Annotated in this window: 12 protein-coding genes; 2 read left to right on the forward strand and 10 right to left on the reverse strand. The window is 58.4% G+C overall.

Annotated elements, in window-relative coordinates; all coding sequences use genetic code 11:
• Positions 1 to 9: 9 nt before the first annotated feature.
• The 9 genes from AC3WTM_RS21170 to yaaA all read right to left on the reverse strand — a co-directional run bounded on the left by AC3WTM_RS21170 (position 10) and on the right by yaaA (position 12,904).
• Positions 10 to 1,134, reverse strand: coding sequence for a mannuronate-specific alginate lyase (locus AC3WTM_RS21170; RefSeq protein WP_102671015.1), 1,125 nt, complete (start codon positions 1,132 to 1,134; stop codon positions 10 to 12).
• Positions 1,135 to 1,142: 8 nt separating this feature from the next.
• Complete coding sequence (locus AC3WTM_RS21175) at positions 1,143 to 2,591, reverse strand: alginate O-acetyltransferase (RefSeq protein WP_102671016.1); 1,449 nt, start codon at positions 2,589 to 2,591, stop codon at positions 1,143 to 1,145.
• A gap of 10 nt (positions 2,592 to 2,601) precedes the next feature.
• Complete coding sequence (gene algG, locus AC3WTM_RS21180; protein ID WP_102671017.1) at positions 2,602 to 4,176, reverse strand: mannuronan 5-epimerase AlgG; 1,575 nt, start codon at positions 4,174 to 4,176, stop codon at positions 2,602 to 2,604.
• A gap of 26 nt (positions 4,177 to 4,202) precedes the next feature.
• Positions 4,203 to 5,687, reverse strand: coding sequence for an alginate export family protein (locus tag AC3WTM_RS21185; protein WP_102671018.1), 1,485 nt, complete (start codon positions 5,685 to 5,687; stop codon positions 4,203 to 4,205).
• Complete coding sequence (gene algK, locus AC3WTM_RS21190; RefSeq protein ID WP_102671019.1) at positions 5,684 to 7,183, reverse strand: alginate biosynthesis TPR repeat lipoprotein AlgK; 1,500 nt, start codon at positions 7,181 to 7,183, stop codon at positions 5,684 to 5,686. Before algK ends, AC3WTM_RS21185 begins: the two co-directional genes overlap by 4 nt.
• A 15-nt stretch (positions 7,184 to 7,198) precedes the next feature.
• Complete coding sequence (locus AC3WTM_RS21195) at positions 7,199 to 8,368, reverse strand: alginate biosynthesis protein Alg44 (RefSeq protein ID WP_102671020.1); 1,170 nt, start codon at positions 8,366 to 8,368, stop codon at positions 7,199 to 7,201.
• Positions 8,369 to 8,404: 36 nt separating this feature from the next.
• Entirely contained in the window at positions 8,405 to 9,886 is a 1,482-nt protein-coding gene (gene alg8 / locus AC3WTM_RS21200; RefSeq protein WP_008018602.1) for a mannuronan synthase, read from the reverse strand.
• A 95-nt stretch (positions 9,887 to 9,981) separates the two neighbouring features.
• On the reverse strand, positions 9,982 to 11,298 hold the full coding sequence (locus AC3WTM_RS21205; RefSeq protein ID WP_102671021.1) for a nucleotide sugar dehydrogenase: 1,317 nt from the start codon (positions 11,296 to 11,298) through the stop codon (positions 9,982 to 9,984).
• A gap of 826 nt (positions 11,299 to 12,124) precedes the next feature.
• A complete protein-coding gene (yaaA, locus tag AC3WTM_RS21210; RefSeq protein WP_102671022.1) occupies positions 12,125 to 12,904 on the reverse strand; it encodes a peroxide stress protein YaaA in 780 nt (259 codons plus the stop codon).
• Positions 12,905 to 13,079: 175 nt separating this feature from the next.
• Here yaaA and AC3WTM_RS21215 point away from each other — a divergent pair, with 175 nt between their 5' ends.
• Both AC3WTM_RS21215 and AC3WTM_RS21220 read left to right on the forward strand, forming a co-directional pair.
• Complete coding sequence (locus AC3WTM_RS21215) at positions 13,080 to 14,204, forward strand: polysaccharide deacetylase family protein (protein WP_102671023.1); 1,125 nt, start codon at positions 13,080 to 13,082, stop codon at positions 14,202 to 14,204.
• A 336-nt stretch (positions 14,205 to 14,540) separates the two neighbouring features.
• Positions 14,541 to 15,935 (forward strand): PhoH family protein, encoded by a 1,395-nt coding sequence (locus tag AC3WTM_RS21220; RefSeq protein WP_008050144.1) that lies wholly within the window; start codon positions 14,541 to 14,543, stop codon positions 15,933 to 15,935.
• Between the two features lie 128 nt (positions 15,936 to 16,063).
• Here the strand turns inward: AC3WTM_RS21220 and AC3WTM_RS21225 are convergent, their stop codons facing one another.
• Complete coding sequence (locus tag AC3WTM_RS21225; RefSeq protein WP_102671024.1) at positions 16,064 to 16,507, reverse strand: HIT family protein; 444 nt, start codon at positions 16,505 to 16,507, stop codon at positions 16,064 to 16,066.
• Positions 16,508 to 17,111: the final 604 nt, after the last annotated feature.

Here is a 17,111-nt window from a genome sequence, read left to right on the forward strand (position 1 = left end):
TGTCTGTCTTCAAGAACCCTTGCTGCCCTTTTCATTGGTCGGGTCGTAGACCTTGGTCAGGTCACCGCCGAGGCGGAAGGTCTTGAACGGTTGCATCTTGTGCTTCTTCGCCAACACCTCTGGCGAGCAGGTGTAGAGCGAGCAGAACGGTTCGAGCCAGGCGAATTTCGAGTCGACCTTCAAGTCGGTCATGTCCTGTTCCTTACCGTTCTTTTCCTCGAACTCATCCGGGTCTTTCACCCCGGCGAGCACGCGATCACCCAGGCGTTTCAATGCGCCGTTGTTTTCCTGGCGCAAATCCACACCGTTGACCTGGGCGAAACTGGCGATCATCGCCAGCGGCGGCAGGGCGTAGTTGTGGTAGGCCAGAGCCCGTTGCTGACGCTTGAGTTCGTTGGGCAGGTAGCCGTCGGCGTCTACCTGGTTGGCGCCGACTTTGTATTCCTTCACTGCCCAGTCGAACAGGTCGCGACGGTTGGTGGCGACGGACGTGGCCATTACCGACCAGGCGGCCCAGTACGAGTGGTTGTTGGTCTGGTCGAGCGGCAGGTTGTCCCAGTCGCTGACCACCTGGTCGGCCATCTTGCTGAACCAGGCTTCGATCAGCTGCGACTCTTGCTGATGGTTGGCCAGCGGACGGGAGTCGGAGAATTTCAGGCGAATGTACGACGACGCCATGCTGCCCAACGCCCATTTGCGCATGGACTTGCCGGTGTGGTTGAAGTCCTTGGACATCAGCGCATCGGCCTTGGCCCAGGCGGTCAACCAGGTCAGCGTGCACTCCAGTTGTTCCGGGCGCCCGTCACGCATGAACTGCATCACGCGCTTACTGATGCCTCGCTCGATCTTGGTGATGTCGGCGGTGCTTTCGCGGAAGGCTTTTTCCGACTGCTCGTTCAGGGTCGCGCGGGCCTTGTCCGAACCTTCGTATTTGCTGCGAAATTGCAGCGAGCCGGTGTACGGTGTGGGCATCGCATCGCAGCCTTCGCTCTTGTCGCCGGTCTTGGTTTTTTCAATCGGCGCGAAGTATCCCTGCGGCGGGCGCAGTGGCGCCGCAGCCTGCGCTGCACCGGCGAATATCGCCAGGCTTAACAGGGTGGGTGCCAACAATTTTGAAAGTTTCGGATTTCGCATAGCAGACCTCATTGCCCGACCGAAGCAGTACGCTGTTCGGCGCTCGGGAATACGTTGCGTTTGCAGATTTTCGCTTCGACTTTCTGTGGCGTGGTGGCGTTTTCAGGCCCCTGGATTTCGACGGCCAGCAGATTCTGCGTGGCCCAGTCTTCGTCCGTGCGCAACTCGAAGGCGAAACGCCCGTCGGTATCGGAGGTTTCCGGTTTTTCGATCTTGATGTCCTCGTGGCGTCCGTTCATGTACCAGAGGGTGGCTTGCAGGGTTTTCACCGAGGTGTCGGCGAAGCGGATGTCGACCTGGTGACTGCCGTTTTGCAGGTTCAGGTTTTTGCTGTTGACCATCAGTTCATTCTTGCCCGGCTTCAGGGTGGTGCTGCCGGACATCTGTGCATCCTTGCCTTCGCAACCGTTGTCCAGCAGCGCCATCATCTGGCGGTAGATGGTTTCCTGGTCGAGGCGATACAGCGGCGAGAATTCCCAGATGAGAATCTTCGGCGGGTGTTTCTGGAACTCGTCGCTGCCCAGGTACTGCAGCATCGAACCTTCCAGGCCGCCGCCTGGGAACGCCACGTTGAGAATGTCGGCGCCGATGGCCTCTTCGAGGAAACCGGCGAAGTTGTAGTTCTTGCCGCTGTGGGAGGTACCGACCAGAGTGATTTCCGGATTGCCGGAATCGCCGAACAGATCGCCATCGCCCGCTTCGCCCTTCGGCTCGGTGGTGAACTGATCCATGTACTGGATCGCGTAGCTGGTGCCACAGAGTTGACCGGCCATGTTGTGCAATGTTCCGGTCTTACCCATGCGACCCGACTTGTGGGTCTCGAATTCGCGCTTGGGAATGTCGGCGAACTCAGGCAATTGCTTGACCTTCTCGGCGACGATTTTCGCCGTGCGCTGGGCACCGTACGGGGTCCAGTGCTGGTCACCACGGAAGTAGAAATCGTGGGCGGGCAGGGTGTCAGGCAGTTGCTCGTTGGTCAGCGGCGAAAGGTCCGGAACGACATAGCCCATCTGCGCAAAACGACCGAGCATGGACTTGTAGTTCCTCAGCGCCTTGTCGAAGTCGAAGCTGGCTTTCTCTGCCGGGTTGAGCTTGTTGCGGTTCACCAGGCCACGGGTCGGCTGGTACACGATGACCAGTTCCACGCCTTTGCTCTTGAACGCATCGTGCAGTTGTTTCATGCGTTTGTAGCCGGCGGGCGTGGTGTCGAATTCGGTGCGCAGGTCTTCCTGGGTGCGGAACAGCCAGTCGCCCTGGGCCTGTACCAGGGTGGTGAAGTTCTGCTGATAACGGGTGGTGTAGTTCTTCGCATCGTGGGCGGCCGGGCACAGGCTGCAGCACGGTTCTGCGGTGAAGCTAGGCGCTTTGACCTCATCGGCGCGAGCACCGCCGCTGGCCGCGAGAATACCGGCGGTCAGGGCCGACAGGCTGAGTAATTTGATCAAGTGTGGGTGCATAAGATTATCCTCAGTCCCGCATTTCGGTCTGGCGTTCGACGGGGTCGATCAGCACGGCTTTCTGCTGGCGCACCAGCAGGTCGAGAATTTCATCCTGGCGCTCGCCAAGAATGCCGGTGAAGCTGATGCCGCTGGATTTGGTTGGTGCGAGCATCGACACGCGATACAGCTCGACACTCAACGGCGAGTCGATGGACAGCGGGCCGCTGCCGTTGGCCGCCAGCTCTCCGCCGACCACGATCAGCGACACCTGGGCGTCGAACGGGTCGAGCTTGATGTCACGGTCGGTGTTGGTCAGGTCCTTGATGTGGCCGTAGACGCCGGTCAGGCCGTTGGCCATGGATACGTTTTCGTACAGGCGAATGTTCACGCTGTTACGAATGCGGATGCCGTGGCGTTTGTTGCTCAGCACACGGTTGCCCCACAGCAGGTTGTCGGCACTCTCGTAGAGGGTGATGCCGTCGGTGTGGTTCTGGTAGATCTCGTTGTAGGCGATCAGGTTGTTGACGCTGTTACGGTCGATCACCAGGCCCGACAACTTGTTGTCGTAGCTGCGGTTGTTGAAAATGAAGCTGTCGTTGACCTCACGGGAAATAATGATCCCGTGCTTCTTCTTCGTACCAAACACCGTGTTGTCGGCAATGATCAGGCCGTGGGAGCGGTCGTGGGGGTCGATGCCGTAGACGATGTTGTCTTTGTAGGTGTTGCCCTTGACTACGAAGTCGCGGGTTTCATAGCAGTAGAAGCCGTACCACATGTCTGAGAACTCGGAGCCGACGATCCAGCCGGTCGGCTCGGGACGCTTGAGCACCTTGGCCATGTTCGGCGTGTATTGGGAAATACTCACGCCGTAGGACTTACTGTTGGCGTAGCCGAAACTGGCGATCTTGCTGTTGGCGATATAGGTCTCGGTGCCACCCCATGCGAGCAGGAACGGACGGAATTCCTTCGGCGATTTGAACGTCGCCGGGCCGTTGTCCTTCTCGCGCCAGCCGGTGATTTTGGTGTCACGCACGAACAACTGGCCGTCGTTGACCAGGAACGAGCCGGCCTCCTGGGACAGGCGCAGTTCCTGGGTCTGCTTGTCGATTTCCAGGATGCCGTGGCGACCGACCACGATCGGCAACTTCGCCAGGAACACGCCCGGCGAGGTTTCGCTGAAGTACTGCTTGGGGACCTTTTTCGCCAGGTCCTTGAGGTTCATGTAGCCGTCGTCGACGAAAATCGCCTGAGGGATGCCGTGCTGACGCACTACCCACTCGGCCATCTTGTTGTCGCCACCGATGAAGTCCTTCAGGGCGTCTTCCTGCATCATCCGGCGCAGGCTGATCTTGCCTGGTTTGCTGCGCACGATCTTCGCGGCGATGGCTTCGGCTGTGTAGCCGGAAACGTCCGGCAGTTTCGGCGTGGCCAGTTCCAGCGGCGCGGTCGGTGCGCTGCTGACGGTATAGGTCTTGGCCTGTTGCAGTTCCTTGGCCATGGTTGCGGGCTTCGCCGGCTCCACATTGGCGAAGGCAGTCGCGCTGGCCAGCAGCATCGCGCCGGCCAACAGGCTGATCGAGCCTTTTCGGGCTTGATGATTCATCTGGGAGACTCCCTTCGCGATGTGCATCAGAAGCGCCAGATCACGTCGATGAACGCGCGGTGCATGTAAGAATCGACTTCCTTGCCATAGGCATCACCCGGCTTGAACACGCCGCCACGCAAGCGCACCAGGGCCGAAGGCTCATCGATCGCCTGACTCATCGACGCCGGCAGCAAGCCTTGCTTGAAGTACTTGGTCACTACCAGGTCCATTTCCTGACCGAGGTCTTTCTCGCCATCGTTCAGCGGCAGCGAAGTACTGGAGAGGATCGCGCCGGTGACGTCGTCGGTGTTGTTCTGCACAGCATCGATGCCGTTGCTGCCGACCGGCTTGTTGCCGTCAACGCGCCAGAATTTGTGGTAGATCAGGCTGGCGTCGTATTCGTCGTTGAGCATCCACGAACCGAACAGGGTGGCCGACTGCATGTTGCTCATTTCGCCACGGAAGGCCTCGCCGAAACGGTGCACGCGCGAGCGGGTACCGGTGTAGTTCGAGCGGTTACTTTCCAGACCGTTCTGTTCATAGTCTTCGCTGGCGCGGGCATAGGCCGCACCGACTTGCCATTGCGGATCAAGGCGCAGGCGAACACCCAGGTCGGTGGCCCAGCCATCGACATCGCCGCTGCGCTTGGCTTGTGCGGGAGCGGTGCCATCGGCGTTCAGCGGGTTGACCGTGTCGCGGTCGCCGCTCATGCCGGTGATGCTGCCCCAGTAGTTGACGGTGTTGGTGTTGCGCCAGTTGTAGGCGTCGCTGTCGGCGGTGAGACCGAGCCAGCTGATGTCGCCGTTCTGCTTCTTGTCCAGCGAATCGCTCGGCACGCCCGGTTGTGGGTAGTCGAGTTTGCCGTCGTCGTGGGTGTGGTGGCCGCGAATGCCGACCCAGTTACCCGGTGTCCACTGATACGCCGCATCGGCGTAGGCGTGCAGGCGATCCTTGTCCTCTGGCGCGAGTTCCTTGAGGTCGGTGCGGTATTCACTGAAGCGTTCTGCGATACCGACGTTGGCGCGCAGCAGGGTGGTGTCGAAGGTCCAGTTCAGCGCTTCGATGTTGGTGTCGCGCCATTGGCCGTCGTCGTTGCGCAGGCGCTGGCGACCGAACTTCAGGATCTCGCCGGGGTAGGGCGTGAAGCCGCTGTAGCCGACCCAGAACTCACGCATGGCCAGGTAGTTTTTCTTGGTCTCGCGATCACCGTTGTCAGTGTTCTCGGCGCCATCGGATTGTTGCAGGGTGTCGGTCTCGATGATGTCGGTGGATGTCACCGCCTGACCCATGGCGTAGGCGCTCCACGCACCGCTTTCGCCATAGACCCACGGACGCAGGTCGAGACCGACGCCGTTGACGTCGCCGCCGTCGGCGGTTCCGAGGTCACGGTCGTCTTCGGACTGGCCGGTGATTTTCACGTCCAGGCCAAAGTTCTTGGTTTCTTCAGTCATCGCAGCAAGCGTCGGACAAGACCAGATCAGCGCGAATGTCAGGCCGATGCCGGCCTTCATAAATGGATTGAGTTTCATAGGGATTCCTCACCGTCTTCTTCTTGCAGGGCGTGCAGTGGCAGCGTGTTCTGGCTCAAGTTGCCGCGAATGGCCTGTTCCTGTTTCAACAGGCGTTGGGCCTCGGCCAGCTGCGCAGGCGGCAGTTGGGTTTCGAGTGTTTGCGCAAGCTCGGTGGCTTGCGGAGTGTTCTGGGCCTTGGCCAGTTGGCTGAAGACGTAAGCGTTGAGCGGATCAGGCTTGGTGCCTTTGCCTTGGGAGAACAGTTGGGCGATGGCGAAGTCGGCACTGTTCTGGCCGTTGCGCGCAGCGGTCAGAAGATGGTCGAGGGCCTTCTGCGGGTAGACCTTGCCCAGGTAGCCACGGCGGTAAATCTGGCCGAGGTAGTAATCGGCGGCGACTTCGCGGCCGACCGCTTTCTGGAAATGTTCCTCGGCGACCTTGGCGTCGGCCGGGACCATTTTGCCTTCGTAGTAGAGCTTGCCCAGCAACAGCTCGGCGCGGGGCTGGTCGGCGGCGCGACCGTTGTCCAGGTACTTCATCATCTGGTCGACGTCGCCCAGTTCGGGGAAGTCGTAGAGCAGTTGCGCGAGGGTGACCCACGACGCCGGGTAGCCCGGTGCGATCGGTTCGAGCAGCGACTGCGCGGTCTTTTCGTCGGGCGTACCCAGGGTCGAATCCGCGAGCACGCGGGCGACGCTGTCCACACGCTGAGCGGACACAGTGCCGCGAGCATGACCGGCCTGCATCTGCTTGATCAACTCGACCTGTTGTTCAGGCTGGGCTTTTTTCTGATAGACCGTGGCCAGTTCGACGTAGCAGATGTCGCTGGTGTTGAGCGCGGCCTTGCAGATTTTTTCCACGTCATCCAGATGCTGGTCGTAGGTGCCCTGAGTGCGATAGAGCAGCACCTGCGCCAGACCCGCTTCCGGCTTGCCTTCGGCGCGCCATTGGCCGATCTGCTGCTGGGCATTCACGTTGGGGAAGCTGTGCGGGTATTGCAGGTACAGCATCGCCAACGGGATCAGCGTGTTGCCTTCGCCTGCGGCGGCGGCTTTTTTCAGCAGGGTTTCGGCTTCGTGCTGCTCGGCTTCGGTGGAGCCAGGCTTGGCCACCAGCAAGCGACCGAGGCGTGCCTGGGCGCGTGGCGAAACGCTGGCCGCGGCGCGGTAAGTCGCCTCGGCCTGTTTCATCTGCGCCGGGTCACGGCTGTCGACCTGGATATCGGCCATGCCAACCTGCGCTTCGCTGTAGCCCAGGTCTGCCAGTTGCCGATAATTCTGCGCCGCGGTGGCGGTATCGCCGCGTTTGAGCGCTTCGTTGGCCAGGCGTTGGTCGGGCAGGCCGGCGCAGCCGCTGAGGCTGACCGCCAGGGCTAGCGAACAGAACGCAAATCCCATGTGGGAGCGAGCTTGCTCGCGATGCGGCTGGCTCGGTGCATCAGACAGACCGCGATCCCATCGCGAGCAAGCTCGCTCCCACAGGGTCGGCGGCGTGTTGAGGGTTGGAGTAGTCACAGGCATGTCCTCGACTTAAAGACCGACAGCCATGGCTTTGTCGATCAGCCAGTTCAGGTTCGGGCCACGGTCGCTGTTCACTTCCACCGGGCGGCCGGCGAGAGAGCTGTCCAGGGTTTCGTCTGGCTGGATCAGCACGCGGATGTCCGAAGACAGGTCGGCGCTTTTCAGACTGGTGCTGCTGACGATCTTGCCTGTGCGGCTCTTGTCCTCGCCGGCGATCTGGAAGCGCACCGAAGTACCCGGGCGCACGTCGCTGAACTGGCGATAGGAGAAGCGCGCTTCTACGTTGGCTTCGCTGTTACGCGGCACCAGTTGGAAGATCACGTCGCCCTTGCTGGCGTACTGGCCGTTGGCGACCATTTGCTGGGCCACGGTGCAGTCGCAAGGCGAGGTCAGGGTGCCGGTCATCTGCTTGCCGAACAGTTCTTCAACCTTGGCCGGTTGCAGTTGGTCTTCGTCCAGATGGCCCTTGAGCACGTCGAGCATGCTGGTGCTGAAGGTCGCCAGCGGTGCGCCCTTGGCCGCCACACCGTCGGCTTTCACCAGACTCTGCACGGTGCCGTCGCGGGGCATGGTGATGTTCACGCCCGGCACGCTGACCAGACCGGCCTGGGCGTGGCTGACGAAGTACATTCCATACACCGATTTGAAGACAAAGCCGAATGCAGCCACGCCGACAACGAAGATCCCCAGGCTGAAGGTCACGGCTTTCAGGCGTCCAAACGCGGACATGCCGTGGCCGCCGTCCTTGACCTTGCGCGCCTTGGTGAAGTTGTCGCGCTGCAGGGTCGCCAGCATTTCACCCACGCTGACGATGTCGCCAGCCAGGTGCGAAGTGATCAGGTGGCGCAGGGTCGAGATGTCACGTGGCTCCAGGTTCTGGAACTGGCAGCCGGCGCGTCCGGTCTCGCGATCGAAGGAGCGGACCTGCAACTCGACGTCCATGGCCAGGCCGAGGTTGTCGATGACGAATTGCAGGCGTGCCTTGTACACGTCACCCATCTTCAGCGGCAATTGACCGGCGTTGAACGCCAGGCCACCGGCGGACAGGTCGATCACCCGGGCTTCGACCGGCGTCCGGTCAGGGCCGAAGAAACGCAACTTGGCCGGGATTTTCACTCGGGCGTGTTGGCGCTGGGCTTCGGATTCGTGCACTACGTTGGCGTTGACGGCGGTATTCATAGGGGGCGTTTTCCTAGTTAATTCAGGCGAGTTCGGTCAGACCATCAACAGCAGCACGGCGACAAAAATGCTGCCGGCAGAGAAGGTCATGGTCCGAGACGACCAGGTGTTGAACCAACGTTGAAAGCTGGCGAGATCACGGGTCAGAGACGTGGGTTGGCGGGTCCAGGACTGTTGGTCGAGGCGGAAGAACACGTAGATCTTCACCAGCGCGCCGACGATCTGGTTGTAATAGAGAATCGCCGGGTAAGCCGGGCCGATCCGGTGTCCGGAGCACGACAGCAACAAGGTCAGGATGAACCGGGTGATGCCGATCCACAGCAGGTACACCAGGATGAACGCGGTGCCGTACTTGAAGCTGGCGATCAACGCCACGGTCAGGCCCAGCAGCGAGGTCCACATCGATACGCGCTGGTCGAACAGCACCACCGAAGTGAACACGCCGAGGCGTTTGATTCCCAGGCCCAGGGCACGGGAGTTCTGCCGCAGGTTGTTGCCGTACCAGCGGAACATCAGTTTGCGGCTGGCCTTGATGAAGCTCTTTTCCGGCGGGTGTTCAACGGTGTTGATCGCCGCGTCGGGCACATAGAACGTGTCGTAGCCCAAGCGCATCAGGCTGAACCAGCTCGACTTGTCGTCGCCGGTAAGGAACTTGAAACGACCCAGGCGCCAGTGTTGCAGCGAGTCGCTTTCTACGTCGGCGATGAAGTCCGGGTTGGTGACCACGGTGGCGCGGAACACCGACATGCGGCCAGTCATGGTCAGCACGCGCTTGGACAATGCCATGGAGCACATGTTGATGTGACGCTGGGCGAAACGCAGCTTGTGCCATTCGCTCATGATGTAGCCGCCGCGAACTTCGCAGAATTCATTGGTGGTCAGGCCGCCGACGTTGCCAAACATCTGGAACCACGGCACGGTCTTGAGCACCACACCTTCGGCCAGCACGGTGTCGCCATCGATCACCGCGACCACGGCGCGATCATCCGGCAGGTGCCGGGAGATGGCGCGGAAGCCGTAGGCCAGGCCATCGCGTTTGCCGGTGCCGGGAATGCGCACGAAGTCGAGCTTCACCCGGGACGGCGGGTTCATCCGGTTCCACAGGCTTTTGACCAGCAGCTCATCGGACATTTCCACGATGGAGCAGACCACGGTGGTCGGCAGGCCGCAGTCGATGGCTTCGCGGATCACGGAGCTGTAGACCTGTGCGGTGGTCAGAGCGTCGATGCGGAAACTGGTGACCATCAGGAACACGTGGGACGGGTCAGCCGCTTTGCCCAGCTTGCGAACTTTGCGCCGCAGGTGCGGGTAGACGATGTATAGAAAAATCATGCCGCGCACAAAGTGGGTGGCACCCATCGAATAGCGCCAGATACCCACGGCGCCAATCAGGAAAATAAAGTCCTTCGACTCGGAGTCGAACGTGGACACGGGCAACGCCATGGCGAGGCCCATCAGTAAACTCAGGTAGAACAGCCAACCGGCGGCCTGGAGTAGGCCGTGCTTTAGCCTGTGCATAATCGGAATCCTAAAGTCAGTTGCAAGCCCCAAGCTTCAAGCCCCAAGCGAGGAGCTTTGAACTTGCGGCTTGGAGCTTGAAGCTTGCGGCTGCTTTACCAGCAGATACCTTCGGCCCGGCCGGTCGTGCTGGTGGCCTTGGACATGAAGCCAACCAGGTCGATCACCTGCTTGCCGTGTGGAACTTCCTGCACCAGGGCGCGGAATTTCTCGTCACGGTTACCGAGGATGATCACGTCGGAGTTGTTGATCACCGCGTCGAAATCGGAGTTCAGCAAGGACGAAACGTGAGGGATCTTCGACTCGATGTAGTCCTTGTTCGCACCGTGAACGCGGGCGTACTCAACGTTGCTGTCGTAGATGCTCAGGTCATAGCCCTTGCCGATCAGCATTTCTGCCAGGTCGACCAGCGGGCTTTCGCGCAGGTCGTCGGTGCCGGCCTTGAAGCTCAAGCCCAGCAGGGCGACTTTGCGTTTGTCGTGGCTGGAAACGATGTCGAAAGCGTTCTGCACCTGGGATTCGTTACTGCGCATCAGCGAGTTGAGCAACGGGGCTTCCACGTCCAGGGAACCGGCGCGGTAGGTCAGGGCGCGCACGTCTTTTGGCAGGCACGAGCCGCCGAAGGCGAAGCCTGGGCGCATGTAGTACTGGGACAGGTTGAGGGTCTTGTCCTGGCAGACCACGTCCATCACTTCGCGACCGTCGACGCCGACCGCCTTGGCGATGTTGCCGATTTCGTTGGCGAAGGTGACCTTGGTGGCGTGCCACACGTTGCACGTGTACTTGATCATCTCGGCGACTGCGATGTCCTTGCGGATGATCGGTGCGTCGAGCTCTTCGTACAGCGATTGCAGAACGTCGCCGGACGCCTTGTCGAATTCACCGATGACGGTCATTGGCGGCTGGTCGTAGTCGGCGATGGCGGTGCTTTCGCGCAGGAACTCAGGGTTCACGGCCACGCCGAAATCAACACCGGCCTTCTTGCCGGAGCAGTCTTCGAGAATCGGGATGACCACATTGGCCACGGTACCCGGCAGTACGGTGCTACGCACCACGATGGTGTGGCGGGTGGTCTTGTCACGCAGGACAAAACCGATTTCGCGACACACTGCCTCGATGTAGTTCAGTTCCAGATCGCCGTTCTTCTTGCTCGGCGTGCCCACGCAGATCATCGACAGGTCGGTGTCGCGAATCGCCTCGGCGAAGTTGGTGGTGCCACGCAGACGACCTGTCTGGATGCCCTGGGCCAGAAGTTCGCCCAGGCCTGGTTCAACGATCGGCGATTTGCCGGCATTGATCATATCGATCTTGTCTTTGGCCACATCGACGCCAACGACGTCATGGCCCCGTGCAGACAGGCAACCGGCACATACTGCGCCGACGTAACCCAAACCAAAAATGCTGATGCGCATCGCAATTACCTCTCTGTTATCAAGCCTGTAAACATCGAGCCATTAAATGGCCGGAGTTAATGGTATTCAGCGTGTTTTAGTGCACTCGAAAGTGTGCCTTGCAGGCACAACAATGCCCTGTGCTGGCATATAAGTTACGAGTGTCTAAATAAATGCACTCAAGGTGTGCGCAACTAGGCCTTGTTGTTATGATTTGCCCTGTTATGCAGCCGATCCTCCTCTCGGAAGGATGCAGGTGCAACGGCCTTGCACGCCTGATGTCAGGCCGAAAGCCCGTGGATCAGGCGGTTGGGTGCTCAGGTGAGCACGTTTACAGGGGCGCTGTCGTGGCCTTGTAGGGGATAGTCATACCGCGTTATCTCCTGTCCGATTTCTGTTGTCCAAATCAGTGATTAGTCAGCGCAAGTGAGTGTTACAACTTCGCTACATGAATCGCTTATCTGCGTAAGTTATCTCGTACACGTTTGGCGAGAATCGTTACCGGTGGTATGAGCGGCGCGTTTGGACATAGTTCCAGCCCACTCATCGCGAAATCTGAAATTTCTTGAAATATTGAGAAAGATGGCACTGCTTTCAAATTGATAGCACTTACCGTTTCGCCCTTTATATATAGGCTGCTCAACCGAGGGGATATTTTTTTGCCACTACCGTTAAAAAAAGTCAGTGCCACTACGCAAAAAAATGATTGAAGTCGAGTGAAACTAAAGTTAGAAAATCAGTTGCTGTTTTTATGGCGCCAAAAAAATGGCGAAAAGGCGGGAAAGGCTGAAGTGAATCAAGGGTCGGCGCACGAGGGGTTGCGGAGGTTGTGCACCGACCGGATGCATCACTCTGGTGCGTGATCGCGCAGAAACACCAGATTGTCCGGCTTGGACTGTTCGGCACTGTAGCGATAGCCTTGAACGTCGAACTGCTTGAGGGTTGCCGGGTTGTTAATGCGTTCTTCGATGACGAAGCGACTCATCAAGCCACGGGCCTTTTTCGCGTAGAAGCTGATGATCTTGTACTGCCCGTTCTTCAGGTCCTTGAATTCGGTATTGATGATGCGCGCGTTCAAGGCGTTGCGTTTGACGGCCGAGAAGTACTCATTGGACGCCAGGTTGAGCAGCACGTCATCGCCCTGATCGACCAGGGCTTCATTCAGCCATTCGCTGATACGCGTGCCCCAGAAGGCATACAAATCCTTGCCCCGAGCGTTGGCCAGTTTGGTTCCCATTTCCAGGCGATAGGGTTGCATCAAGTCCAGCGGGCGCAGCAGGCCATAGAGGCCAGAGAGCATGCGCAGGTGTTTTTGGGCGTAATCAAAATCGGCTTCGCTGAGGGTTTGCGCATTCATGCCGGTGTATACATCGCCCTTGAAGGCCAGCAGCGCCTGCTTGGCGTTTTCCGGGGTGAACGCGGGCGTCCAGCTGCCGAAACGCGCGGCGTTAAGCCCGCCGATCTTGTCCGAGACGTGCATCAATTCGCTGATTTGCGCGGGCGTCAGCTCGCGCAATTGCAGGATCAATTCCTGAGAGTGGTCGAGGTACTGCGGCTGGGTGAAGCGCTGGGTCGCCGGCGGTGTTTCATAGTCGAGGGTCTTGGCGGGTGAAATCACCATCAGCATGAAGTCGTCTCCTTTAATCGTGGCGGCGATTCTAGGGGGTTGTCGGTGTTGACTCCAGCTATCAGGGTCATAGGTGATCAGCGGTTCGCCACAAACCTGTGGGAGCGGTGTTGCTGCAGAAGGTGTGTCTGGATCAGCTATAGTGCCGCGCGGGTTTTGTTATGGAGACATCCCATTGCGTATCGCTTTTCTCATCTCGATCTGCCTGTTGAGCTTCGGCGCCATCGCGGCACCGGGCGATGTGGCGACGCTCGATCGCAGCACCTGGCCGGAGAAACTCGGCAACCCGACACTGTTCGACGTGGCATCCAGGGCCGAGATCCTCATGTTTTCCAGTGTCCTGTTGGCCAGCGAGTCGCTGGATGAACCCGCCCTGGCCCAGCGCCTGGGCCTGCGCACGATCAATCTGGAGTCGGTCGACCGGGTTCGTCAGCGCATGTGGCAACGGCTGCTGGCCAACTACAACTTCGCCCAACAGAGTTGCGACCAGGATGCCTCCTTCTGTTTCCTGGTCGAAGACATGCCCACCTTCCGCGAGCAGGCTGCCAAATTCCAGGTCGGCGCAGACAGCTATTACATCAAGTGGGCTGAGCCGAGCCGTGTGTTCCACACCCAGTACCTGTACGAACAGTTGCGCAAGGCCGCTTTGTTCCCGCAAACCAGCAGCGAAGTCGATCATTTTGGCGACTATGAGCGCAGCGGCGACGGGATGCATGACCGGTTGTTTCTGCTGACCTTCGACAGTGCCGCCAACACTGCGCCGGATAACACCGCCTGGGTCACCGAGTACCTGCGCAAGTCGAACATGAGTGGAACATTCTTCGTCCTCGGCAAGGACATCCAGGCCCGTTTGGCCGAACACTCGGTGAGTAACCTGCAAGCGACCTACTCGAGCCAGTGCATCGGCATACAAGGCTGGGAGTTCCGTTCCCACAGCCACTGGCAGGGCTGGCAGGAGTCGGTGCGCCGCAGCGCCGAACTGGTCAAAAGCAAATTGCCAGAGAACTACGTGCCCCTGTTCCGTCCGCCCGATGGTCAGCGTCGTTCCGATGCCGAAGGTTTCTTCAAGACTCAGGGGTTGCAGGTCGCGCTGTGGGACATCGACGCCCAGGACGGTGCCGGCAAACTCAAGGGCAACCCGAGTGCGCAACGGGTGCTGACCCTGATGCTGCTGTGGCGGCACGGAGTGATCAATTTCAATGTGAAACAGGATGCAGTGAAAACGGCGTTGCCGTGGCTGGTCACGCAAACGGCGCCTGTCGGGATCGGCTGGGAGGATTGCCAGGATGCGTTTCGCTGAAAATGACAAAACCCCGTAAACATTGGGTTTTTGGCAATTTTGGAAGGGGATTCGTTGCAGGCGGACTTCCGACTTTAAACGGGTGATGGCAGTCCGCCAAGTGTTATTGGTCACTCTGAAAAATAAACTTCAAAAAAGCGTCAAAGTACTTTTTTCTGTCACACGTTTTGGAGTATTACGAAGACAGACCGCCGAAACCTGCAACACAGGTGGCGTCTTCCAAGACCCCGCATGTATGCAGAACACTTGAGTCCCCGCAGGTGTATTCGGCAGTCACTTCGAGGCGCAGCACCGTCAAGGTATTGCGTCGAATGGCTCCCACAAAGGTGACCGAGTATGGATGATCACGGACGTAGCTCTTCTTCCAACCAGCCAATCCTTTATGTACTCGATACCAACGTATTGATTCACGATCCAAACGCGCTGCTTAACTTCGAAGAACACCACGTCGCGATCCCGATGACCGTGCTTGAAGAGCTCGACAAGCTCAAGAGCGGGCATCACAGCGTAGCCGCCGAATGCCGCCAGGCCATCCGCCTGATCGACAAGACTCTGGGCGATGCCTCACCCGAGGATGTCGAGCAGGGTGTGCCGATCCAGCGTGGCAAAAGCGGTCCCAAGGGTTTGCTGTCAATTCTGATGAGCAAGCATGCCGAGCCGAACCTGATTCTGCCCGAGCACCTGAACGACAACAAAATCATCAATCAACTGATCGACCTGCACGCGCGCGATCCGAAGAAGCCCGTGGTGCTGGTCACCAAAGACATCAACATGCGCCTCAAGGCGCGCGCCTGCGGAATCGCGGCCGAGGACTACAGCACCGACCAACTGGTCGATGACGTGTCCTTGCTGCCCAATGGCTACCACAACATGACCGGCTCTTTCTGGGACCGCGTGAGCAAGGTCGAAACCCGTCAGGACCACGGCCGCACCTGGCATCAGGTGCAATTGATCGATAACCTGCCGGCGGTGCACATCAACGAATTCATCATTGATGAACAGGGCTTTGTCGGCTGGATCAAGGAGATTGAAGAGGACCGCTTGCTGATCCTCGACCTGCACCAGGAACCGCTGCTGCACCAGGAAGCCTGGGGCCTCAAGCCGCGTGATATCTATCAGAGCCTGGCGTTGTACGCCTTGCTCGATCCGGATATCCACCTGGTCAACCTGTCGGGTGCCGCGGGTTCGGGTAAAACCATCCTGGCGCTGGCCGCTGCGATCGAGCAGACCATGGTCAGCAAGCGCTATCGCCGCATCATCGCTACCCGTAGCGTGCAGGGCCTGGATCAGGAAATCGGCTTCCTGCCCGGCACCGAGGCGGAAAAAATGGAGCCGTGGCTGGGCGCCATCACCGACAACCTCGAAGCCTTGCACATGGATGACGAAAGCACCCATGGCAGCGTCGACTACATCCTCAGCAAAGTGCCGTTGCAGTTCAAATCCCTCAACTACATCCGGGGTCGCAGCTTCCAGCAGAGCCTGATTCTGATCGACGAATGCCAGAACCTCACGCCGCACCAGATGAAAACCATCATCACCCGTGCCGGTGCCGGTTCCAAAGTGGTGTGCCTGGGCAACCTGGCGCAGATCGATACCCCTTACCTGTCCGCGACCAGCTCCGGACTGACCTACCTCACTGAACGCTTCAAGGACTTCCCGAACGGGGTGCACATCACCCTGCAAGGGGTACCACGTTCGATCCTGGCCGAATACGCCGAATCGCATCTGTAATTGTCCAACGGAACCGGGCGGCCGCAAGGTCGCCCGGTTTTTTGTACGCGAGGTAAAGGCTGTGCCTCAGGGCAGACCCAATACCGATGAATGTGTTTCTGCAAAGCCTGGGGCGAAAGCAGTCTTGTTTACAGAGGTTGCGAAAAATAGCCCTTGAGGGTTTCCGTAAGAATTGATTGAGCGTTCAATACCTCTTGGGTCGGCTCAGGCTGTGAGCAACTAAACTTTTTTCGCGCCCAACTGAAAAAGAAGGGGCCATCAATAATATGTTCATTGTGTTCCGACAAATATAACTTGGTCACGGAGGCATACCTGGGGAAAACGTGAAAATGCAGTTCATGATTGAGCTCGGAAATACGCATTATGTATATTTTTTCAGGAGAAAATAGAGTGTTTAAGGCTCGCTCCGTAAATGCTAGCCCACTGATCAGTTCAGCACTTTCCTCTGCGCTTAGTTCTGCAAGTCTTGTTATGTCCCGCTTAAGAGAAATAATCATGTAGCCAGGGATGTCACAGTCCCGGCAATGAGAGATTATGATGTGTTTTCCTGAGTAAATTGTCCGTGCTGACATGACTAACCTTCCGTGTGCCAACCATGGTTAGCGTTTATGGCCCGCGCCGTTGAGCTCCTGCCGGAGGTTGGCAGAAAAGGAACGTATTCATGAATTCTTCAGGAGATCCTGGCTGATGACTGCCGGAAACTGCGCCGGGAGCAATAGCGTAGACTGGGATATTGGATTTACTGAATTCGCGTGCCAAAGACCTTTTGTGATACCACTGATTTGAGTTTGTAGAGTCATGAATTTTGTTGGTCAGTTTTTCTCGAATTAACAACTCGGTCAATCATCTAGATGTAGGAAGTTTCACGGCAGGTTATGGGTGTGGACTTTCGGAGAGTTCTTACGTCGAGATTTGTTATAGAATAATCAATAAGTTATCAACTGGTGAGTAAGGTTGAGTCGTTCGGTGATGTCAAGAAAACGTATTTTCAGTAGGGTTTTGTTACATGTGTTTCTGTTATTTTGTAATGTTTGTAAGCTTAATAAGGAATCGCATCTGTAACTTTCTACCGAAACCGGGCGGCCGCAAGGTCGCCCGGTTTTTTATGCCCAACACAAATCCAAATGTAGGGGCGAGCTTGCTCGCGATGGACGTCAACGAAAATACGTGCTGCCT

This window comes from Pseudomonas sp. EU05-FHT14B02, from assembly GCF_058791055.1.